12 protein-coding genes and 1 pseudogene are annotated in these 18,455 nt (G+C 72.3%); 9 read left to right on the forward strand and 4 right to left on the reverse strand.

Annotated features, from left to right (window positions below; translation table 11 throughout):
- The first annotated feature begins 45 nt into the window (after positions 1-45).
- Both ACFOW4_RS14980 and ACFOW4_RS14985 read left to right on the forward strand, forming a co-directional pair.
- Positions 46-639 (forward strand): hypothetical protein, encoded by a 594-nt coding sequence (locus ACFOW4_RS14980; RefSeq protein WP_377527986.1) that lies wholly within the window; start codon positions 46-48, stop codon positions 637-639.
- Complete coding sequence (locus ACFOW4_RS14985; protein ID WP_377527988.1) at positions 636-3,938, forward strand: glycosyltransferase; 3,303 nt, start codon at positions 636-638, stop codon at positions 3,936-3,938. The genes ACFOW4_RS14980 and ACFOW4_RS14985 overlap by 4 nt, the downstream gene beginning before the upstream one ends.
- Positions 3,939-4,138: 200 nt before the next feature.
- Here ACFOW4_RS14985 and sthA read toward each other — a convergent pair whose 3' ends face one another.
- On the reverse strand, positions 4,139-5,542 hold the full coding sequence (sthA, locus tag ACFOW4_RS14990; RefSeq protein WP_377527990.1) for a Si-specific NAD(P)(+) transhydrogenase: 1,404 nt from the start codon (positions 5,540-5,542) through the stop codon (positions 4,139-4,141).
- Positions 5,543-5,705: 163 nt separating this feature from the next.
- Between sthA and ACFOW4_RS14995 the strand changes: the two genes are divergently transcribed.
- Positions 5,706-6,641: a rhomboid family intramembrane serine protease gene (locus tag ACFOW4_RS14995; protein WP_377527992.1), complete on the forward strand. Its 936-nt coding sequence runs from the start codon at positions 5,706-5,708 to the stop codon at positions 6,639-6,641.
- A 34-nt stretch (positions 6,642-6,675) separates the two neighbouring features.
- On the opposite strand, the gene prfH is transcribed toward ACFOW4_RS14995, so the two are convergent.
- Positions 6,676-7,299, reverse strand: a complete 624-nt coding sequence (gene prfH / locus ACFOW4_RS15000) for a peptide chain release factor H (protein ID WP_377527993.1) — start codon at positions 7,297-7,299, stop codon at positions 6,676-6,678.
- A complete protein-coding gene (locus ACFOW4_RS15005; RefSeq protein ID WP_377527995.1) occupies positions 7,296-8,474 on the reverse strand; it encodes an RNA ligase RtcB family protein in 1,179 nt (392 codons plus the stop codon). Before ACFOW4_RS15005 ends, prfH begins: the two co-directional genes overlap by 4 nt.
- A gap of 296 nt (positions 8,475-8,770) precedes the next feature.
- Here ACFOW4_RS15005 and ACFOW4_RS15010 point away from each other — a divergent pair, with 296 nt between their 5' ends.
- The 3 genes from ACFOW4_RS15010 (at position 8,771) to ACFOW4_RS15020 (ending at position 12,104) form a co-directional block, all read left to right on the forward strand.
- The gene (locus tag ACFOW4_RS15010) at positions 8,771-9,565 is read left to right on the forward strand and encodes a serine protease (RefSeq protein ID WP_377527997.1); all 795 of its coding nucleotides are present in this window, start codon (positions 8,771-8,773) and stop codon (positions 9,563-9,565) included.
- A 238-nt stretch (positions 9,566-9,803) separates the two neighbouring features.
- Positions 9,804-11,081 (forward strand): SGNH/GDSL hydrolase family protein, encoded by a 1,278-nt coding sequence (locus tag ACFOW4_RS15015; RefSeq protein WP_377527999.1) that lies wholly within the window; start codon positions 9,804-9,806, stop codon positions 11,079-11,081.
- A 90-nt stretch (positions 11,082-11,171) separates the two neighbouring features.
- Entirely contained in the window at positions 11,172-12,104 is a 933-nt protein-coding gene (locus tag ACFOW4_RS15020) for a diacylglycerol/lipid kinase family protein (protein WP_377528001.1), read from the forward strand.
- Between the two features lie 15 nt (positions 12,105-12,119).
- Here the strand turns inward: ACFOW4_RS15020 and ACFOW4_RS15025 are convergent, their stop codons facing one another.
- Positions 12,120-12,947 (reverse strand): DUF72 domain-containing protein, encoded by an 828-nt coding sequence (locus ACFOW4_RS15025; RefSeq protein WP_377528184.1) that lies wholly within the window; start codon positions 12,945-12,947, stop codon positions 12,120-12,122.
- Positions 12,948-13,669: 722 nt separating this feature from the next.
- Here ACFOW4_RS15025 and ACFOW4_RS15030 point away from each other — a divergent pair.
- The 3 genes and pseudogenes from ACFOW4_RS15030 to ACFOW4_RS15040 form a co-directional block, all read left to right on the forward strand.
- Positions 13,670-16,138 (forward strand): annotated as a pseudogene (locus tag ACFOW4_RS15030) (OmpL47-type beta-barrel domain-containing protein); the annotation flags it as partial.
- 117 nt (positions 16,139-16,255) lie between these two features.
- Complete coding sequence (locus ACFOW4_RS15035; RefSeq protein WP_377528003.1) at positions 16,256-17,221, forward strand: sugar phosphate isomerase/epimerase family protein; 966 nt, start codon at positions 16,256-16,258, stop codon at positions 17,219-17,221.
- Entirely contained in the window at positions 17,218-18,384 is a 1,167-nt protein-coding gene (locus ACFOW4_RS15040; RefSeq protein WP_377528005.1) for a multicopper oxidase domain-containing protein, read from the forward strand. The genes ACFOW4_RS15035 and ACFOW4_RS15040 overlap by 4 nt, the downstream gene beginning before the upstream one ends.
- Positions 18,385-18,455: the final 71 nt, after the last annotated feature.

The raw sequence follows: 18,455 nt of genomic DNA on the forward strand, positions 1-18,455 counted from the left end.
GCAGATCAAGACATTTGCCAACAAACTTGCTCATAACCTCGACCGGTGCCTGTTCACCTGCCCCCCGATCGCGTGCCCGGCCGTCCGCAGCTACCACTGGCAACCGCCCCGCCCCGCCCCGCCCAGCCGGTGTTCGTCGACGTCACCGGCACCCGACGCCGCCGAATTCAACGCGCGGGCGTACTGGTCGCGGCGGCCTCGCTGAGCTACCTGCCCCTGGCCGCGAGCGCCCTGCTTCCGGGCCCTTCAACGCCGGCTCAGCCCGGTCCGCTCTCCGCCGGAGGCGCCCCCCGCGAGGCCGGCGACCGGCCCACCCCGGCACCGTCCCCCCTCGACGGTCCAGCGCGGCAGGAGGTCCCGGATCCGGAGGACCCGGTGGTCCCGGTACGTGAGCCGGCGGTTCCCGAGCCGAAGGCGACGACCCAGCCACGGAAGACGGTCACGCCGACGATCCGCCCGCTCGCTCCAGCGCCCAGCCCTTCGCCCAAGGTTCCTCCGGGCGACTGGTCGCCGCCGGTCTTGCCGCCCCGACCGGTGCCGCCGGCCGAGGTGCCCGAGATCCCGACCCCGCCGCCCACCGCCTCGCCGACCGTGACGCCACCGGCCACCGCCGATCCCACACCGGGAGCGGCCGGATGATCCTGCGGAACCGCCACCGTCCCGCCGAGAACCACACCCGTGACCGCCCGTCGGGCAGCCTTGGCCCGCGGACCGGTCGACTCGTCGGCGCCTCCCTCGCGGTGGTGGTCGTCTGTGTGCTGCTGGTCGAGGCGTACGCGAACTCCCGGTTCAGTCCCGACCACGTACGCGAGGCCGAGGACCAGCGCACCGTGCCGACCGCCGTGGTCGACGGTGGGCCGGTGCTCGACGTCCGGGGCGACCAACCCCGGTCCTACCGGCTGCCCCCGAAAACCATCGCCCTCACCTTCGACGACGGGCCGGACCCGGTCTGGACGCCCAGGGTGCTCGACGTCCTGCGCCGGCACCGGGCGCCGGCCACGTTCTTCGTGATCGGTTCACAGGTGGCCCGCCACCGGGACCTGGCCCGAGGAATCGCCGCGGAAGGACACGAGATCGGTGTGCACACCTTCACCCACCCGGACGTGAGCATGCTGCCGGCGTGGCGGCAACGGATGGAGTACGCGCAGACCCAGATGGCGATCGTGGACGCGGCCGGCGTCCGGACGAGCCTTCTCCGCCTTCCCTACTCGTCGGTGCCGGGCGCCATCGACGACGGGAACTGGCCGGTGATCCGGCAGGCCGCCCGGCGCGGCTACCTGACCGTGGTGAACGATCTCGGCAGCGACGACTGGGCCCGACCCGGCGTGGACGCGATCGTGCGCAACATGACCCCGGCGGAGGACGCGGGAGCCGTGGTGCTGCTGCACGACGCCGGCGGGGACCGGTCGCAGACCATCGCGGCGCTGGACCGGTACATCCCACTGATGCAGGCTCGCGGCTACACCTTCACCACGGTCAGCGGCGGGATCAACCGGGCGCGGCCGGGCTCGGCCGCCATCGTCGGCAACGTCCGCGCCTCCACCGCGGAACGTTGGCGGGCGGCACCCGTGGCGTGGTCGATCCAACTGGCGGATCTGATCATGCGCGGCCTCTTCCTGCTCTTCGTGGTGGTCGGCATCCTCGTCATGGCCCGGACGCTGCTGCTGCTGTTGCTCGCCAGCCGGCTGGCTCGACGCAGGCGGGTACACCGCTGGCCCTGGGGAGTGACGAGCGCACCGGTGTCGGTGGTCGTGCCCGCGTACAACGAACGGGCCGGCATCGTCGCCACGGTCCGTTCGCTGGTGGCCAACGACCACCGGGACATCGAGGTGATCGTGGTCGACGACGGTTCGACCGACGGCACGGCCGACCTCGTCGACTCGCTGGGCCTCGACGGCGTCCGAGTCATCCGCAAACCCAACGGCGGCAAGGCGAGCGCACTCAACACCGGCCTCCTGTACGCCTCGCACGACCTCATCGTGACCGTCGACGGGGACACCGTCTTCGAACCCGACGCCATCCGGCGGTTGGTCGAGCCGTTCACCGACCCGCGGATCGGCGCGGTGGCCGGCAACGTGAAGGTCGCCAACCGGCGGCGGCTGCTCGGCCAGTGGCAGCACATCGAGTACGTCATCGGCTTCAACCTGGACCGCCGGTTCTACGAGAGGCTGGGCTGCATCCCCACCGTTCCGGGCGCCATCGGCGCCTTCCGGCGCCGCGCCCTGGTCGAGGCGGGCGGGATGAGCGGTGACACCCTGGCCGAGGACACCGACGTCACGATGGCGGTGCTCCGCGCCGGCTGGCGCGTGGTGTACCAGGACCGCGCCCGCGCCTGGACCGAGGCGCCCGCCTCGGTCCGTGACCTGTGGCGGCAGCGCTACCGGTGGAGCTACGGCACCATGCAGGCGATGTGGAAGCACCGGGGCGCGGTGTTCGACCGCGGCGCCTCGGGCCGGTTCGGTCGCTTCGGCCTGCCCATGCTCGCCCTCTTCGGCGTGCTGCTGCCCCTGCTCGGCCCGGTGCTGGATCTGCTGGCGATCTATGGCCTCTTCTTCCTGGACACGAAGGCGACCGCGCTGGCATGGGTCGTGATGCTCGCCGTGCAGACGGTGACCGCCGCGGTGGCCTTCCGGCTGGACCGGGAACCACTGCGCCCGCTGGTGGCCCTGCCGATCCAGCAGTTCGCCTACCGCCAGCTGATGTACCTGGTCCTCGCCCGGTCCGTGGTGACCGCACTGACCGGCACCCGGCTGGGCTGGCGGAAACTGAAGCGGGCCGGCGACGTGGCGCACGACGAGCGCGTCGCCGAGCCCCGCACCGCTGGCGTCCCCGCGGGCGGGCACGGTGGGCGCGACCGCTGGTTCGACACGCTGCGGGCGCTGGCGCTGGGCCGCGTCGTCGCCTACCACTTGTTCGGTGCGGCGTGGCTGAGCTTCGCCTTCCCCGCCATAGGCGTGATGTTCGCCCTCGGCGGCTCCCTGATGGCCAGCTCACTCGACCGCGCACCCGGGCGCGCGGTCGGCAGCCGGGTCCGACGCCTGCTCCCGGCGCTGTGGGCCCTGGGCCTCGTGCTCCTGCCCCTGATGGTCTGGCACGGCTGGCAGGGTCGCCCCGCCTGGCAGATGCTGCTGAACTGGCTGGTGCCGCTGGTGCAGCCACCGGGCAGCGAGTGGGCGGCGGACGTCACGGGCGTGCTGTGGTATCTCGTGGCGTACCTGTGGCTCGTGCTGCTCTCACCCGCGATGCTGGCGCTGTACCGGCGCTGGCCGGTGTGGTCCGTGCTCGCCCCGCTGGCCGGCGTGGTCCTGTTGCAGACCACCGCACCGTTGCTGAGCGAGCCGGTGGAATCGGTGGTGACCGACCTGGCCACGTTCAGCGCCTGCTGGCTGGTGGGCTTCGCGCACCGTGACGGCCGGCTGCGTCGATTTCCGCTTCCGTCCCTGCTCGCCCTCGCCGCCGTGTGCCTGGCGATCGCCCTCGGTTGGGTCGCCACCCACCCGGAGGCGGGGCTGGACCTCAACGACATCCCGGTTGCGCAGGCGTTCTGGTCACTCGGGTTCGTCCTGCTGCTGCTGCGGATGGCCCCGTCGATGACGTGGCTGGCCCGGATCCGGTCACTCGACTGGCTGGTCACGACGTTGAACAGTCGCGCCCTGACCATCTATCTGTGGCACAACGCCGCCATCGCGGTCTGCTACGCCGTCGGCGATCTGACCGGGTTCTGGCGGCTGGGCCAGCTCGGATACCTGGTCATGGCCCTGGTGATCCTCAGTGCGATGGTGCTGGCCCTCGGGTGGATCGAGGACCTCAGCGCCGGCCGGGCACCTCACCTTGTGCCCCGATCCCGCCCGGCGCGCACGGCCGGTCGCGACCAGACGCGGGCCGGCGGGCCGATCGGCGCGGACGAGCGGCAGGATGAGGCGGCGGCCGTGCGCTGACGTCGTCGCGGCTCGCGACCCCAGAGTCTTCCCGGGCGCCCTCCATCACGACGCGGACGTCGCCCGGAGCGAAACGACACCGGCGCGGCCGGCCGGAGACCCCGGTCCGAGCCGTACCAGTGGCGGACGGTGATTTGGGTGGTCACCGCGGCCGGCACGGGCCTCACCTCCTACGGGCCCGTGCCGGCCACCTCGATCGATCAACCGTCGATCCGGGTGATGTTGCGAATCTTGTTGGACGCGTCCAGGGCGGCCACCTTGTACGCCTCGGCCAGCGTCGGGTAGTTGAACACCGTGTCGACCAGGTAGTCGACCGTGCCGCCGCAGCCCATCACCGCCTGCCCGATGTGCACGATCTCGGTGGCACCGGTGCCGAACACGTGCACGCCGAGCAGTCGACCGTCGTCCGGCGAGACGAGCAGCTTCAACATGCCGTACGAGTCGCCCACGATCTGGCCGCGGGCCAGCTCGCGGTAGCGCGCGACGCCCACCTCGAACGGCGTCGAGCTGTCGGTCAGTTCCTCCTCGGTCTTCCCGACGAAGCTGATCTCCGGGATCGTGTAGATGCCGATCGGCTGCAACCCGTGCATCGCGCGTACCGGCTCACCGCAGGCGTGCTGCGCGGCCAGCCGGCCCTGCTCCATCGACGTGGACGCCAGCGCCGGGAAGCCGATCACGTCACCGACGGCGTAGATGTTGTCCACCGCGGTGCGGTAGTTCGCGTCGACCGCGATCCGGCCGCGCCGGTCCGCCGCCAGCCCGGCCGCCTCCAGCGCCAGATCGTCGGTCTGGCCCTGACGGCCGGCCGAGTACATCACCGTGTCCGCGACGATCTTCTTTCCGCTCTTCAGGATGCACAGCGCCGCCGTCTGGTGCTTCTCCACCGCGGCGACCTCCTCGCCGAAGCGGAACGCCACGGACAGGTCGCGCAGGTGGTACTTGAGCGACTCGACGACCTCCTCGTCGCAGAACTCGAGCATCCGGTCGCGGCGTTCGACCACCGTCACCTTGGTGCCCAGCGCGGCGAACATGGAGGCGTACTCCATGCCGATCACACCCGCACCCACCACGACCATGCTGCGGGGCACCGCCTGCAGGTTGATGACGCCGTCCGAGTCCACGATCGTCCGGTCGTCGAAGTCGACGCTCTCCGGGCGGGCCGGGCGCGTACCGGCGGCGATGATGATCCGGTCGAAGGTGACCTTGGACTCGCGCCCGGAGCCGCCGTCGACCCAGACCGAGTGCGCGTCGGCGAACCGTCCGGTGCCCGTGATCATCGCGACCCGGTTGCGGGCCAACTGGTTGCGGATGACGTCGGTCTGCCGGCTGATCACGTGCTGGGTCCGGGCGGCCAGGTCGCTGACCGTGATCTCCTCCTTGACCCGGTAGCTGCTGCCGTACAGATCCCGCTGGTTCAGGCCGGTCAGGTAGAGCACGGCCTCACGCAGCGTCTTGGAGGGAACGGTGCCGGTGTTGATGCACACCCCACCGATCATGTCGCGGCGGTCCACGATGCCGACCCGCCTGCCGAGCTTGGCGGCGGCGATCGCGGCCTTCTGACCACTGGGCCCGGAGCCCAGCACCAACAGGTCGTAGTCATACACAAGCGTCAGCGTCGCAAGATGTCGCCGGCCGCGCCAGGTGCGCTGCCCGGTGGACCTCGCCGATCTCGCCGGACCGCTACCATGGCGCGGCGAACGCGGCCGGGGCGATCCGTCCGGCCGCTGCCGTCGGCCAGCCCACGCATCGACTCCAGGACCGGACTGAATGGACACGTTGGACACCGAGCAGCCGCCGTCCGAGGCGAATGCGACCTGCTTCCGGCACCCCCGTCGCGAGACGTACGTGCGGTGCAACCGGTGTGAGCGCTTCATCTGCCCCGACTGCATGCGGGAGGCGCCCGTCGGCTTCCGCTGCCCCGAGTGCATCCGCTCGGAGAACCGCACGGTGCGGCAGTCCCGCACGGTCTTCGGCGGGCGATCGATGGGTCGGCCGGTGGCCACGTACGCTCTGATCGGGCTCAACGTCCTGGTCTACCTGGCCGAGTTGGTCTGGCCGTCGGTCGTCGACCGCTTTGCCAACCTGGGCACCGGGCTGGTCGACGACAGCGGCCGGTACTTCGTGGACGACGGCGGCAGCTACGACGGCTACCAGCTCGTCGGAATTGCCCACGGCGAGTGGTACCGGCTCCTCACCTCGACCTTCCTGCACCTCGAACCGACCCAGGGCATCTTCGGGATCACGCACATCCTGTTCAACATGTACTGGCTCTGGCTGCTCGGGCGGATCCTGGAGGAGCGGCTGGGCGTGCTGCGCTTCCTCGCCGTCTACCTGCTCGCGGCGCTCGGCGGCTCGGTGCTGTTCTTCCTGATCTCTCCGCACGGCAGCGCGGTCGGCGCGTCGGGGGCGATCTACGGTCTGGCGGCCTGCTACTACGTGGTCAGCCGTCGTCTGCGCTACGAACCGCTCGACCGGAACCGGATGATCATCTGGTTGACCGTCTGGATGGTCCTCTCCGCCGGGTTCACGGCGTGGCAGGGCCACCTCGGCGGGCTGCTGGCCGGCGGTGTGGCAGCGGTGGGAATGGCGTACGCCCCGCAGCGGCACCGCGGCGGCGTGCAGGCGGCCGTGGCGGTGGGGCTCGCGGCCGTGCTCGTGGCGCTGGTCGTGCTGAGGGCGCTGCACCTGGGCGCGGCGGCCTGAGCGACCCTGGGGCCCCGCCCGCCGGCGGGCCCGGTCAGTGGACCGACGGGCTTGCCGGACGTTCCGTGCGGGTGGGGTTGCCGCGGACGAGTTCGTCGTGGACGCGCCAGCGGGCGGTGGTGTCCGCACGCCGTGCCGCCTCGTCGCCCTGCGCGAGGCGCTCTCGGAGCAGCCGCAGGGCGATACGACGGTTGAGGCTGAGCTGACGCTCGGTGTCGACCACGACGACGATCCCGGAGGGGCGGTGGGTCGCCCGTACCGCCGTGCTGGCCTTGTTCCGATGCTGGCCTCCCGGCCCGCCGGTACGGCAGGCGACGACGTCGACGTCCGCTTCCCGAAAGGGCGTGCGGTGGGTGTCGAGCTGGCACGGGTGGGCGAGGACGTACCAGTTCCTGCGGGCGGTGGCCCGGTACGGGCTGGGCGCCTGCCAACAGAGGGTTCCGGTCCACGAGTCGGCGAACGGCCCGGCGTCGGCGCCGGCGATCCGGACCAGGACCGATCGGTACGTGCCGGGTCGGTCACCCGGAACGGTCTGGATCCGGTGGACCGTCAGACCCTGACGGGCGGCGTCGGCTTCCAGGCGGTGCAGGAGCCGGGCCAGCGCCCAGGCGCACTCCTGCGGGCCCCGCCCGGCCGACAGCAGCAGGTGGGCGGTCACGGCCGGCCTCGCCTACGGCGCTGCTCCCGCTGCGGCGGGGACCCGACGTCGGGCGTCTTGTAGGTGACCAGCGGGACCGTGGTGGCCACCGGCGTGGCCAGGTCGTGGTCGACGAGGTCGGCGATCACCTGCTCGATGCGCTTGTAGGCCGTGGGCGCCTCCTCGAAGAGGAGCTGCCGGTCGCCGCAGACCACCAGCGACCCCACCGGCGTGCGCCGCAGCTCCGCGACGGTGTGCTTGGCCCGGCCCCGGCGCAGCGCGTCGGCGCGCGACATCTTGCGACCCGCGCCGTGCGCCACGGAATGGTTCGCGTCCGGCCCGGCGTGCGCGGCGACCAGGTAGGAAGGGGTGCCTCGGGTGCCGGCGATCAGCACGTCGCGGCCGTCACCCGGCGCCGCCCCCTTGCGGTGCAGGTAGACCCCGTCGCGGACCTCGACCAGGTTGTGGCACTGGTCGACGATCGGCTCGGTGGGCTCGGCGCCCAGGGCGTGCGCGACCCGCGCGGCCATCAGCCGCCGGTTGAGCGATCCCCACCGTACGGCGGCGTCGTGCATCGCCAGGTAGGCGGCCGGATCGGGGGCTGGGCCCGCGCCGTGCACCTCGGTGTGCGCCCGCAGGATCCGCTCGCCCAGCCCACGTGAGCCGCTGTGGACGACGAGGACGAGGTCGCCGGCGGCGAGCCCGAGACGGCCCGCCCGGTCCGGCTCGACGACGGTCTCCACCCGGGCCAGCTCGACGAAGTGGTTGCCCCGGCCGACCGTCCCCAAGCCGTCGGTGTGGCCGGCGGGGATGTCGCCGTCCAGGACGGACCAGGCCCGGTCGTCGGCGTCGCGCTCGCGGTCCAGCGCGCGGTCGAGGTCGGGGAACCGGGCGGCGAGCTTCTCCGGCACGGCCCGCTTGAGCGCGATGGGAAAGACGGCGATGCCGCAACCGATGTCGGAGCCGACCAGGAAGGGGTACAGCACGGTCGAGGCCATGGCGGCGCCGATGGGGGCACCCTTGCCGGGGTGCAGGTCCGGCATGCCGGCGACGTGGATCATGCCGTCGAGAGCGGCCACCTGGTGGCACTGCGCGACGGCGTCGGACTCGATCCAGCTGGCGGGGGAGGCGAACACGGTGACGGTGGCCGGGGTGTGCGGCAGCACCGCCTCCGGACCGGAGTGTTGCGGAGACAAGGGGGCTCTCTTCTCGCTGAACGGGATTGACGGACGGCAGGGCGGCACGCGTGGGCGGCGTGCGGTCGTGGGGCATCGAAGGTGCTGCCGTCAGAACGTCATGCGCACCACCTTCCCGGAGCCCACGGTGCGCGGCAAGCGAGTTTCGGCCGTACGGTCGCCGCGAACAGGGATGGCCATAGCGCCGGGATACGACCTGGAGGAGATGACCCATTAATCTATCCGCATCAATATGATGGCCGCATCCATGAATCAGGTGCGCTCACGAGGCGTGCCGTTCTGATGCGGAGGAACGCATGGTTCGCTGGCGCACCCTCACCGGCCTGTTGGCCGCCACGTTGGCCGCGATGACCGCGGGCAGCCTCACTCTCGCGGCGCCGGCCGCCGCGGCCGACGATCCGGCCACGCCGTACGTCGTGGGTGGCACCCGTGCCGCGGAGGGTGAATTTCCCTTCATGGTGCGGCTCTCCATGGGCTGCGGTGGTGCCCTGTACAGCCCCCGGCTGGTGCTCACCGCGGCGCACTGCGTGGGACGCACCGGCACAAACACCAGCATCACCGCGACGCTCGGCGTGGTCGACCTCCAGTCGCCCAGCCGGATCACCGTCCGGTCGAACTACGTCTACCGGGCCCCCGGCTACAACGGCAACGGCAAGGACTGGGCGCTGATCCGGCTGGCCACCCCCGTCACCGGGCTGAGCACGCTGAGCGTCGCCAACACGACCGCGTACGACAACGGCACCTTCACCGTCGCCGGCTGGGGCGCCGCGCGCGAGGGCGGCGCACAGCAGCGGTACCTGCTCAAGGCGACCGTCCCGTTCGTCAGCGACTCCACCTGCAACTCCAACTACGGTGGCAAGATCATCGCCGCGGAGGAGATCTGCGCCGGCTACGCCAGCGGCGGTGTGGACACCTGCCAGGGTGACTCCGGCGGCCCGATGTTCCGCCGCGACGCGAGCAACGCCTGGGTCCAGGTCGGCATCGTCAGTTGGGGCAACGGATGCGCCCGGCCCAACTACCCGGGCGTCTACACCCAGGTGAGCTACTTCGCCTCGGCGATCGCCTCGGCCGCCGCAAGCCTCGGCGGCTGACCGTGACGCCCGATCGGGCGGCCCGGCCGGGCCGCCCGATCACCCCGTCCTCGACCGACCCGCCGGCCGACGCGACAGAGGAGCGGCGTCCCGGCCGACGACGGCGTCAGGTGACCGTAAGAAAACCGGAAGGCCTGGACCGCAGAGTGGGTGACACCGGACCGACTGCCGGGGAACTGCCGGTCATCCGGCACCCGTCAGCGGAACAGCCGGTCCCCTCGACGAAAGGACCCCGGCCATGTCGGCACGTCGTCTCCTCGCACCTCTCGTCGCCCTCGCCGTGCTGGTGCCGAGCATTCCGGCCAGCGCGGCGACGGCCGCCCGGCCCGTGCACCCCGCCACGACAGGCGGCTGGTCGTCGGCGTGGGCCGTGGCTCACCACGATCCGGTGCCAGGGAACGCCTGGGATGGCCCGAACTGGTCCATGGACGGCTTCACCAACCAGTCGGTACGGCAGGTGGTGCGGGTCAGCGGCGCCGGTTCCGTGCTCCGGATCCGGCTGTCGAACCGGTACGGCACGCAACCGCTGCGGCTGACCGGCGCCACCATCGGTCGCTCCGACGCTGGCGCCGCGGTGCGGCCGGGCAGCCTGCGGGCGCTCACCTTCGACCGCCGGCTGTCGACCACGCTGCCGCCCGGAACGGAGACGACGTCCGACCCGTTGCCCCTGCCCGTCCGAGCCCTCGACGCGCTGACCGTCACCCTGTACTTCGCGGGGGCCAGCGGCCCGGCGACGTTCCACCAGAGTGGTCTCACCACCACCTACCGGGCCCACGGTGACCGCCGCTTCGACCACCGCGGTGCGGCCTTCGCCGGCGAGACCAGCCAGTCCTGGTACCACCTTGCCGGCGTGGACGTCGCCGGCTCCCCGCACACCCGGGGCACGGTGGTCACCTTCGGCGACTCGCAGACCGACGGCTACGGCTCGACCCCGGGCGCCGACAACCGGTACCCCGACGAGTTGGCCGAACGGCTGGTGGCCACCCGTCGTCCGCTCGCGGTGGTGAACGCCGGGATTAGCGGCAACAAGCTGCTCGCCGACTCGCCCTGTTACGGCGAGCGCGGGGTCGGTCGGTTCCACCGGGACGTGCTCGGACAGCCCGGCGTGCGGGCGGCGGTCGTCCTGCTCGGTGTCAACGACATCGGCGCGGGCGGCTACCCCGACTTCGGCTGCGGAGCCTCTCCGGTCGTGACCGCCACCGACCTGATCGCCGGCCACCGTGCGCTGATCCGCGCGGCGCGGGTTCGTGGGATCACCGTGATCGGCGCGACCCTGCCGCCGATCAAGAACGCGCAGGGGTACGACAGCCCGGAGAAGGAGGCGGTCCGGGACGAGCTGAACCACTGGATCCGCACCGGCGGCGAGTACGACGCCGTGGTCGACCTCGACCGGGTCCTCGCCGACCCGACCGATCCGGACGCCCTGAACCCGGCCTACGACCACGGCGACCACCTGCACCTCAACGACGCCGGAGCGGCGAGGGCCGCGGCTGCCGTCGCCGCGACCATCCGCTGACCTGACGTCCCCGGGTCGTGGGCGGCCGACGTCGGTCGCCCACGACCCGCGAGGCGTACCGGAGCGGCCGGCTGGGTAACACCGGCGGCCATGAGCACGAGTACCGTCGCACCCACCACGCCCGTGACCGCCGCCCGGGTGGGCACGGTCGCGGTGGTCGCCCACCGCCGCAAGAGCCTCGGTGGCGGCCTCGACGAACTGCGGGCGACGCTCGTCGGCGCCGGCGTCGACGACCTGCTCTGGTACGAGGTGCCGAAGAGCCGCAAGGCGCCGAAGAAGGTCCGTAAGGCGCTGAAGAAGGGCGCCGAGCTGGTCTTCGTGTGGGGTGGGGACGGCATGGTGCAGCGCTGCGCGGACACCCTGGCCGGCTCGGAGACGCCGATGGCCATCCTGCCCGCCGGCACCGCGAACCTCTTCGCCGCCAACCTCGGCATCCCGGAGGACTTGGCGGAGGCGGTGCGGATCGGTCTGCACGGCCGGCGACGCCGGCTGGACCTGGGCCGGCTCAACGGCGAGCACTTCGCGGTGATGGCGGGGGCCGGGTTCGACGGTGACCTGATCCGTGAGGCGGACCGGGACCTCAAGGGCCGGCTCGGCCGGCTGGCGTACGTCTGGACGGGGCTGCGGCACGTCCGGGGCGAGCTGGTGGACACCCGGATCCGGGTGGACGGCACCACCTGGTTCGACGGCGAGGCGAGCTGCGTGCTCTTCGGCAACGTCGGCACGATCACCGGCGGCATCCCCGCCTTCGACGACGCCCGACCCGACGACGGCTACCTGGAGGTGGGCGTGTCGACCGCGAGCGGGGCGATCGACTGGGCCCGGACCCTCGGCCGGATGGCGGCCGGCCGGTCGACGGATTCGCCGTTCGTCCGGATCACCCGGGGCCGCCGGGTCACGGTCCGCTTCGCCGCCCCGCGGACGTACGAGCTCGACGGCGGGGCGCGTGCCGCGGTCCGGAAGCTCAAGGTGCGCTCGGTGCCCGGGGCACTCACCGTCTGCTGCCCCGAGCCCTCCGCCTGACCCGCGCCGACACGGTCAGAAGAGCGTCGACGGCCCGACCGGCGCCGGCTCGGGCAACGGCTCGACCTCGGGCAGGCGTGCCCGTACCTCGTCGTGGAACCGGCGGGCCAGCTCGGGCGCGTCGGCGTTGTCCGGGGTGTGCAGGAACATGGTCGGTGAGCGGCCCTCGCGCAGCCAACCGGTCATGACGTCGAGCCAGGGCTGCCAGCCCTCGACCGTCCGTGCGGGGTCGTCGCGGCCCAGGTACCGGACGATCGGCCGGTCGGTCAGCGCGCGGCTGCGCAGCGGCGTACGCGGCTTCTTCGTCCATGCCTCGCGTTCCGCGTCGCTGGTCGGCGGGGTCCGGAAAAACGCGGTGGTGTCGAAGGGGACCCACTCGGCGCCGACCGCGCCCAGCGTGTCCTCCAGCGTCCGCACCGCCCGGGGATCGTCGAAGAACGCCGGGTGGCGGACCTCCACGGCGTACCGGTGCTCGGTGGGCAACCCGCGGAGGAACCGCGCCAGAGTGGGTACGTCGGCGGGGCCGAACGAGCCCGGCAGCTGGATCCAGAGGGCGTGGGCTCGTGGGCCGAGGGGTTCGACCGCGTCCAGAAAGACCCGGAGTTCCTCGTCGGCGTCGGTGAGCCGCCGTTCGTGGGTGACGACCTTCGGCAGCTTGAGCACGAACCGGAAGTCGGGGTCGGTCTGCCGCGCCCACGACGCCACCGTCTCCCGCGCGGGGGTGGCGTAGAAGGTGGTGTTTCCCTCGACCGCGGTGCACCAGCCGGCGTAGGCGCGCAGCCGCTCGTGGGCCGGTAGCGGGTGCGCCAGGAAGCGCCCCTGCCAGGACCGGTGCGTCCACATGGCGCAGCCCACGTGCAGGCGCATCCGACCCTCCCACCGTCCGACAGTTCCGGCGCGAGGGGGCCCGCGCCGGCGCTACGGTACCCAGCCCGCGCCGCGCCGGTGGTGTCGGAGCCGGTCGTCGTATCGCTCGACATGGATGTCTGACCTGGTGTAACGCTCTCGTCGCCGACGACGCTACGGACTTTCGTCGATTCGGAGAAAAGTAGCGCTGGGGGCGACGAAAGCTCTGGACAGGCCTGAACCAACTTAGTAGTGTCCGTACTCATCAATACGTTCCAACGAGGTTGACCGCCCCCACGGTTCACCTCGATCGATGGCTCCAGGCGGCGCAACACGTCCGGCGGCCACCGACCCGACCAGGGATGGCACCCCGGGTCCGCGGTACGTCCCGCGATCCGTGGCCCGCAACTGCTGTGGGTTCGACCGAAGCCCGTCCCTCCGTCCGATGACGCCTCCCCAGCTCCGAGGCGTAACCCTCACCCCATCAGCTCCACGCTGAACGCCGTCCGACGACGCGTGCGATCCGGCTCGCCCGCGACCAGGACGGAGTCCATTCACACCGGACGGCCGTGGCATCCGCCCCGGCCGGGGATCCCGTGCGGCCAGGAGGAGCCACGCGGTCCGTCGCTCGGGCGACATGTCGCGACATGAGGTGATTTGGCATCGACGGGACGCCTGTCCTGCCGATGCGCGCCTTGAACGTGGGAGAGAGGCACTGAATGAACGGATACGCACCTCCCGGCCGGCTTCCGGCCGGTCGGCTCCGGAGATCGATCGCGGCCGTCGCCACGGCCGCCCTGGTGTGGGTGACCGCCGGGCTGGTGGCGGCACCGGCGAGCGCGCGCCCGGTCGAGCAGCAACCGTCGACCGCCGCCGCCGCGCCGTCGCGCCAGCTCCAGGCCCAGGTGCTCACCTGGACCGCCGGTGACAACTTCCTCGCGTACCGCTCCGCCCCGACCACCGCGGTCGCCGGGCCGACGACGCTCGTCTTCGAGAACAGCGCCGCGACCGGAAACACCACCGGCATGCAGCACACCCTGACCTTCGACACCGGCAACCCGGCGTACAACAGCGACGTCGACGTGAACATCCTGGCCGACCCGACGGACGCCAACGGCGGCCGGTGGACGGTCGACGTCGTCCTCTCCCCGGGCACCTACCGCTACTTCTGCGCGATCCCCGGCCACGGCGGAATGACCGGGCTGCTGGTCGTCACCGGTGGCAACTCGGACACCACCCCGCCGACCGTGACGGCAGCGGTCACCGGCGAGCGCGACGGCGCCGGCGCCTACCTCGGCGCGGCCACGGTGACGCTGTCGGCGACCGACAGCGGGACCGGCGTGGGCCGCGTCGAGTACTCCCTGGACGGCGGGACCTACGGCACCTACTCGGCGCCGGTGACCGTGAACCAGCCCGGCTCGCACACGCTGACCTACCGCGCCACCGACCAGGCGGGCAACACCTCGACCCCGCAGTCGGTGTCGTTCACGGTGGTCGAGCCCCCGAAGCCCGACACCACCCCGCCCGCCGTGACGGCCGCCGTCACCGGCCAGCGCGACGGCACCGGCGCGTACGTCGGCACCGCCACCGTCACCCTCACCGCCGCCGACACCGAGTCCGGTGTCGCCCGGGTCGAGTACTCCCTCGACGGCGGCGCGTACGCGACCTACGCGGCGCCGGTCACGGTGAGCCAGCCGGGCCAGCACACGGTCAGCTACCGGGCCACCGACAAGGCGGGGAACACCTCGGCCGCGCAGTCGGCGTCGTTCACGGTGGTCGAGCCCCCGAAACCGGACACCACCGCACCCACCGCCTCGGCCGCGCTCACCGGCGACCGCGACGGCAGCGGGGCGTACCTGGGTGCGGCCACGCTGACCCTGTCGGCCACCGACACGGAGTCGGGCGTGGACCGAATCGAGTACTCCCTCGACGGGCAGCCGTACGCCGGCTACTCGGCGCCGGTCACGGTGAGCCAGCCGGGCCAGCACACGGTCAGCTACCGGGCCACCGACAAGGCGGGCAACACCTCGGCCGCTCAGTCGGTGTCCTTCACCGTGGTGCGGACGCCCACACCGGACACCACGGCGCCCATCGCCTCGGCCGGCGTGACCGGCCAGCGCAACGACGCCGGCGCGTACGTGGGCTCGGCGACGGTGACCCTGTCGGCCACCGACACGGAGTCGGGCGTCGACCGGATCGAGTACGCCCTGGACGGCGGCGCCTACGCCGCGTACTCGGCGCCGGTGAGCGTCAACCAGCCGGGCCAGCACACGGTGAGCTACCGGGCCACCGACAAGGCGGGCAACACCTCCGCCGCGCAGTCGGTGTCCTTCACCGTGGTGGAGCCGCCGGCCCAGGACACCACGCCCCCCACCGCGACCGCCGCGGTGACCGGCCAGCGCAACGACGCCGGGGCGTACGTCGGATCCGCGACGGTCACCATCTCGGCCACCGACGCGGGCAGCGGCGTGGACCGGATCGAGTACTCCCTCGACGGGCAGCCGTACGCCGGCTACCCGGCCCCGGTCACCGTGAACCAGGTCGGCGCCCACACGCTCAGCTACCGGGCCACCGACAAGGCGGGCAACACCTCCGCCGCGCAGTCGGTGTCGTTCACGGTGGTCGACCCGCCGGCTGCGGACACCACCCCGCCCACCGCCACCGCCACGCTCTCCGGCCAGCAGGACGACTCCGGCGCCTACCGTGGCAGCGCCACCGTCACCCTCGCCGCGGCCGACGCGGGCTCGGGCGTCGACCGGATCGAGTACGCCCTCGACGGCGGCACGTACGCCCGATACTCGGCCCCGGTCACCGTCGACCGGCCGGGCGCGCACACGCTCAGCTACCGCGCCACCGACAAGGCCGGCAACACCTCGGCCGCCGCGTCGGTGACCTTCACCGTGGTCGCCAGCGGGCCCGCCGCGTGCCCGGTGCCGGACACCCGGCCGACGGTCTGGCTCGGCACGGTGGACAGCGGCGTACCCAACCGGGTGGTCGCGGACGCCTGCACGATCAACGACGCCATCCAGGACGAGCGGGCCTGGCCGAACCACGGCCAGTTCGTCAAGCACGTCACCGATGTCGCCGAGCACCTGCACCACCTCGGTGTGATCGACCACAAGGAGCACGGCCGCCTGGTCAGCGCCGCCGGTCGCTCCGGCGTCGGCAAGCCCACCGACAAGGCCGGCGCCACGGCGGCCTCCCGCACCGTGCCGAGCGCGGCACCGACGTCGTGCTGCCCGGACGGGACGCCGTCCGCCTCCACCACCTGCTGCTGACCGATCGACCGAGAGGACCACACCACCATGGCCAAGAACAGGATCGACCGCCGTGCGCTGCTGCGCGGCCTCGCCGGATCCACCGTCGCGGTCGGCGCGGCGAGCCTCGCCGGCGCGCTGCCGGCCGTCGCGGCCGGCGAGTCGAACGGCCGCCTGATCCCGCAGGGACACCTGGGCATCCAGCTCTACAGCGTCCGCGACAAGATCGCCCAGCTCGGCTTCGCGGCGGTCTTCGAGGAACTGTCCCGGATCGGCTACCGCGAGGTGGAGTTCGCCGGCTACACCCAGGGCAACGTCGGCCCGATCACCCCGGCGCAGATCCGGCAGCTGCTCGACGACAACGGGCTCAAGGCGGCCGGCAGCCACCGGGGGCTGGGCGACTTCCGCACCAACCTGGAGTGGGAGCTGGATGCCGCCGAGACGCTGGGCATGACCGCGGTCGGTACGGCGTCCGCGCCGACCGGCAACCGCACCATCGCCGGCTACCAGGCCGCCGCGGCGGAGTTCAACGCGTGGGGCGCCGCCGCCGCGGCCCGCGGGATCAAGCTCTACCAGCACAACCACACCATCGAGTTCAGCTTCGCGACCGACCGGCCCGACGTGCGGCTCTACGACCTGTTCCTGGAGCTGACCGACCCCCGGTACGTGTTCCTGGAGATGGACATCCTGTGGGCGTACGGCGGGGCACGGAAGTACCCGGGCTTCCGTCCCGTGGACTACGTCAACGCCCATCCGCACCGCTACCCGCTGTTCCACGTCAAGGACGGCGTCCCGCTGCCGGACCCGCAGCAGGGCAACTCGTACCTGGACGTGGAGTTCGGCGCCGGGGTGATCCCGTTCGCGGACTTCTTCACCGAGCTCGACGGGGGCGGACGGTTCACGTACCTGTGGGAGCAGGACAGCGGGCCGAACGCGCAGCCGAACCCGCCCGGCTCGCTGGGCGCCGCCGAGCGCAGCTACCAGCGGATGGTCGACCTGCGGGGTGAGCGGTGACGGCCTGGCGACTCACCGAGGACGCCCCGCCGCCCGAGGACGGGATGGAGACCTCGGGCGAGCCTCGCCGCCGCAGGTCGAGCACCCGTCTGCTGGTGGTGGCGGCGACCGTGCTGCTGACCCTGGTCGGCGCCGGGGGCCTGGCGATCGCGCGGTCCGGGGCGATCTTCGCCGAGCGACCGGAGGGCTGCGTCAAGCCGGACCGCACCATGCAGCTCTACGCGGTGGAGCTGCCGAAGGACGGCACCCAGATCCGACTCGGCTACGGCACCAGCCCGCAGACCGCCTCCTACCCGGGGCCCACCATGGAGATGATGGAGGGGGAGTGCGTCGCCATCACCCTGCACAACCTGGTGCCCGCCGCGACGTTGGAGCAGCTGCGCACCAACCCGGCGCATCCGCTGGGCGTGTCGCTGCACGTGCACGGGGTCAAGTACACCCAGCTCTCCGACGGCACCGTGCAGAGCGGCTCCTTCGTCCCGCCCGGCGAGTCGCGCACCTACACCTGGTACGCCCAACCCCGGAACAAGAAGACCGGTTCGCCGGGCACGGCCGGCTACTGGTGGTACCACGACCACGTGGTGGGCGGCCCGCACGGCACCCAGGGCCTCGGCGCGGGACTCTTCGGCGGTCTGGTGGTACGCCGCCCCGGCGACCCGAAGCCCGACCGCACCTACACCGTCGTCTTCGGTGACCGGCAGAGCATCAACCTGCGCCGCGGCGCGGCCACCGACACCTGCGACGCGCAGAACCCGCAGCCCGGCCCGACCTGCCTGGTCGCCCGCAAGGGGGAAAAGGTGGAGTTCATCGTCGTCGGCATCGGCAACGACATGCACACCTTCCACCTGCACGGGCACTCCTGGGCGGACACCCGGACCGGCACGGTGAGCAACGGGGAACCGTTCGCCGACGGCGTCCCGATCATCGACAACAAGCCGCTCGGGCCGGGCGACTCGTTCGGGTTCCAGGTGGCGGCGGGCGACTCCGTCGGCCCCGGGCACTGGATGCTGCACTGCCACATGCAGTTCCACTCCGACGGCGGCATGTCGACGATGCTGCACGTCCTGGACGAGTCCGGGGCGATGCCTCCGGGCCACGACCACTCCCACCCGGCGACCGCCGCCGGCGCCGGTGCCACCACCGGCCAGCACCAGCACAACTGAGCCCCGGCGCCCACCGCGCCGGTCACTCCGGCCGGTGGCTGTTGGTCAGTCGGCGGACCAGCAGCCACCGG

It is taken from the genome of Micromonospora sp. GCM10011542 (assembly GCF_042650685.1).
Taxonomy (GTDB): domain Bacteria; phylum Actinomycetota; class Actinomycetes; order Mycobacteriales; family Micromonosporaceae; genus Micromonospora.

What these genes read in the sequence shown, in the direction of transcription:
- ACFOW4_RS14985 (WP_377527988.1), top strand. Translation starts at nt 636, where the DNA reads ATGATCCTGCGGAACCGCCACCGTCCCGCCGAGAACCACACCCGTGAC.
- ACFOW4_RS14995 (WP_377527992.1), top strand. Translation starts at nt 5,706, where the DNA reads ATGGACACGTTGGACACCGAGCAGCCGCCGTCCGAGGCGAATGCGACC.
- ACFOW4_RS15010 (WP_377527997.1), top strand. Translation starts at nt 8,771, where the DNA reads ATGGTTCGCTGGCGCACCCTCACCGGCCTGTTGGCCGCCACGTTGGCC.
- ACFOW4_RS15015 (WP_377527999.1), top strand. Translation starts at nt 9,804, where the DNA reads ATGTCGGCACGTCGTCTCCTCGCACCTCTCGTCGCCCTCGCCGTGCTG.
- ACFOW4_RS15020 (WP_377528001.1), top strand. Translation starts at nt 11,172, where the DNA reads ATGAGCACGAGTACCGTCGCACCCACCACGCCCGTGACCGCCGCCCGG.
- ACFOW4_RS15025 (WP_377528184.1), bottom strand. Translation starts at nt 12,947, where the DNA reads ATGTGGACGCACCGGTCCTGGCAGGGGCGCTTCCTGGCGCACCCGCTA.
- ACFOW4_RS15035 (WP_377528003.1), top strand. Translation starts at nt 16,256, where the DNA reads ATGGCCAAGAACAGGATCGACCGCCGTGCGCTGCTGCGCGGCCTCGCC.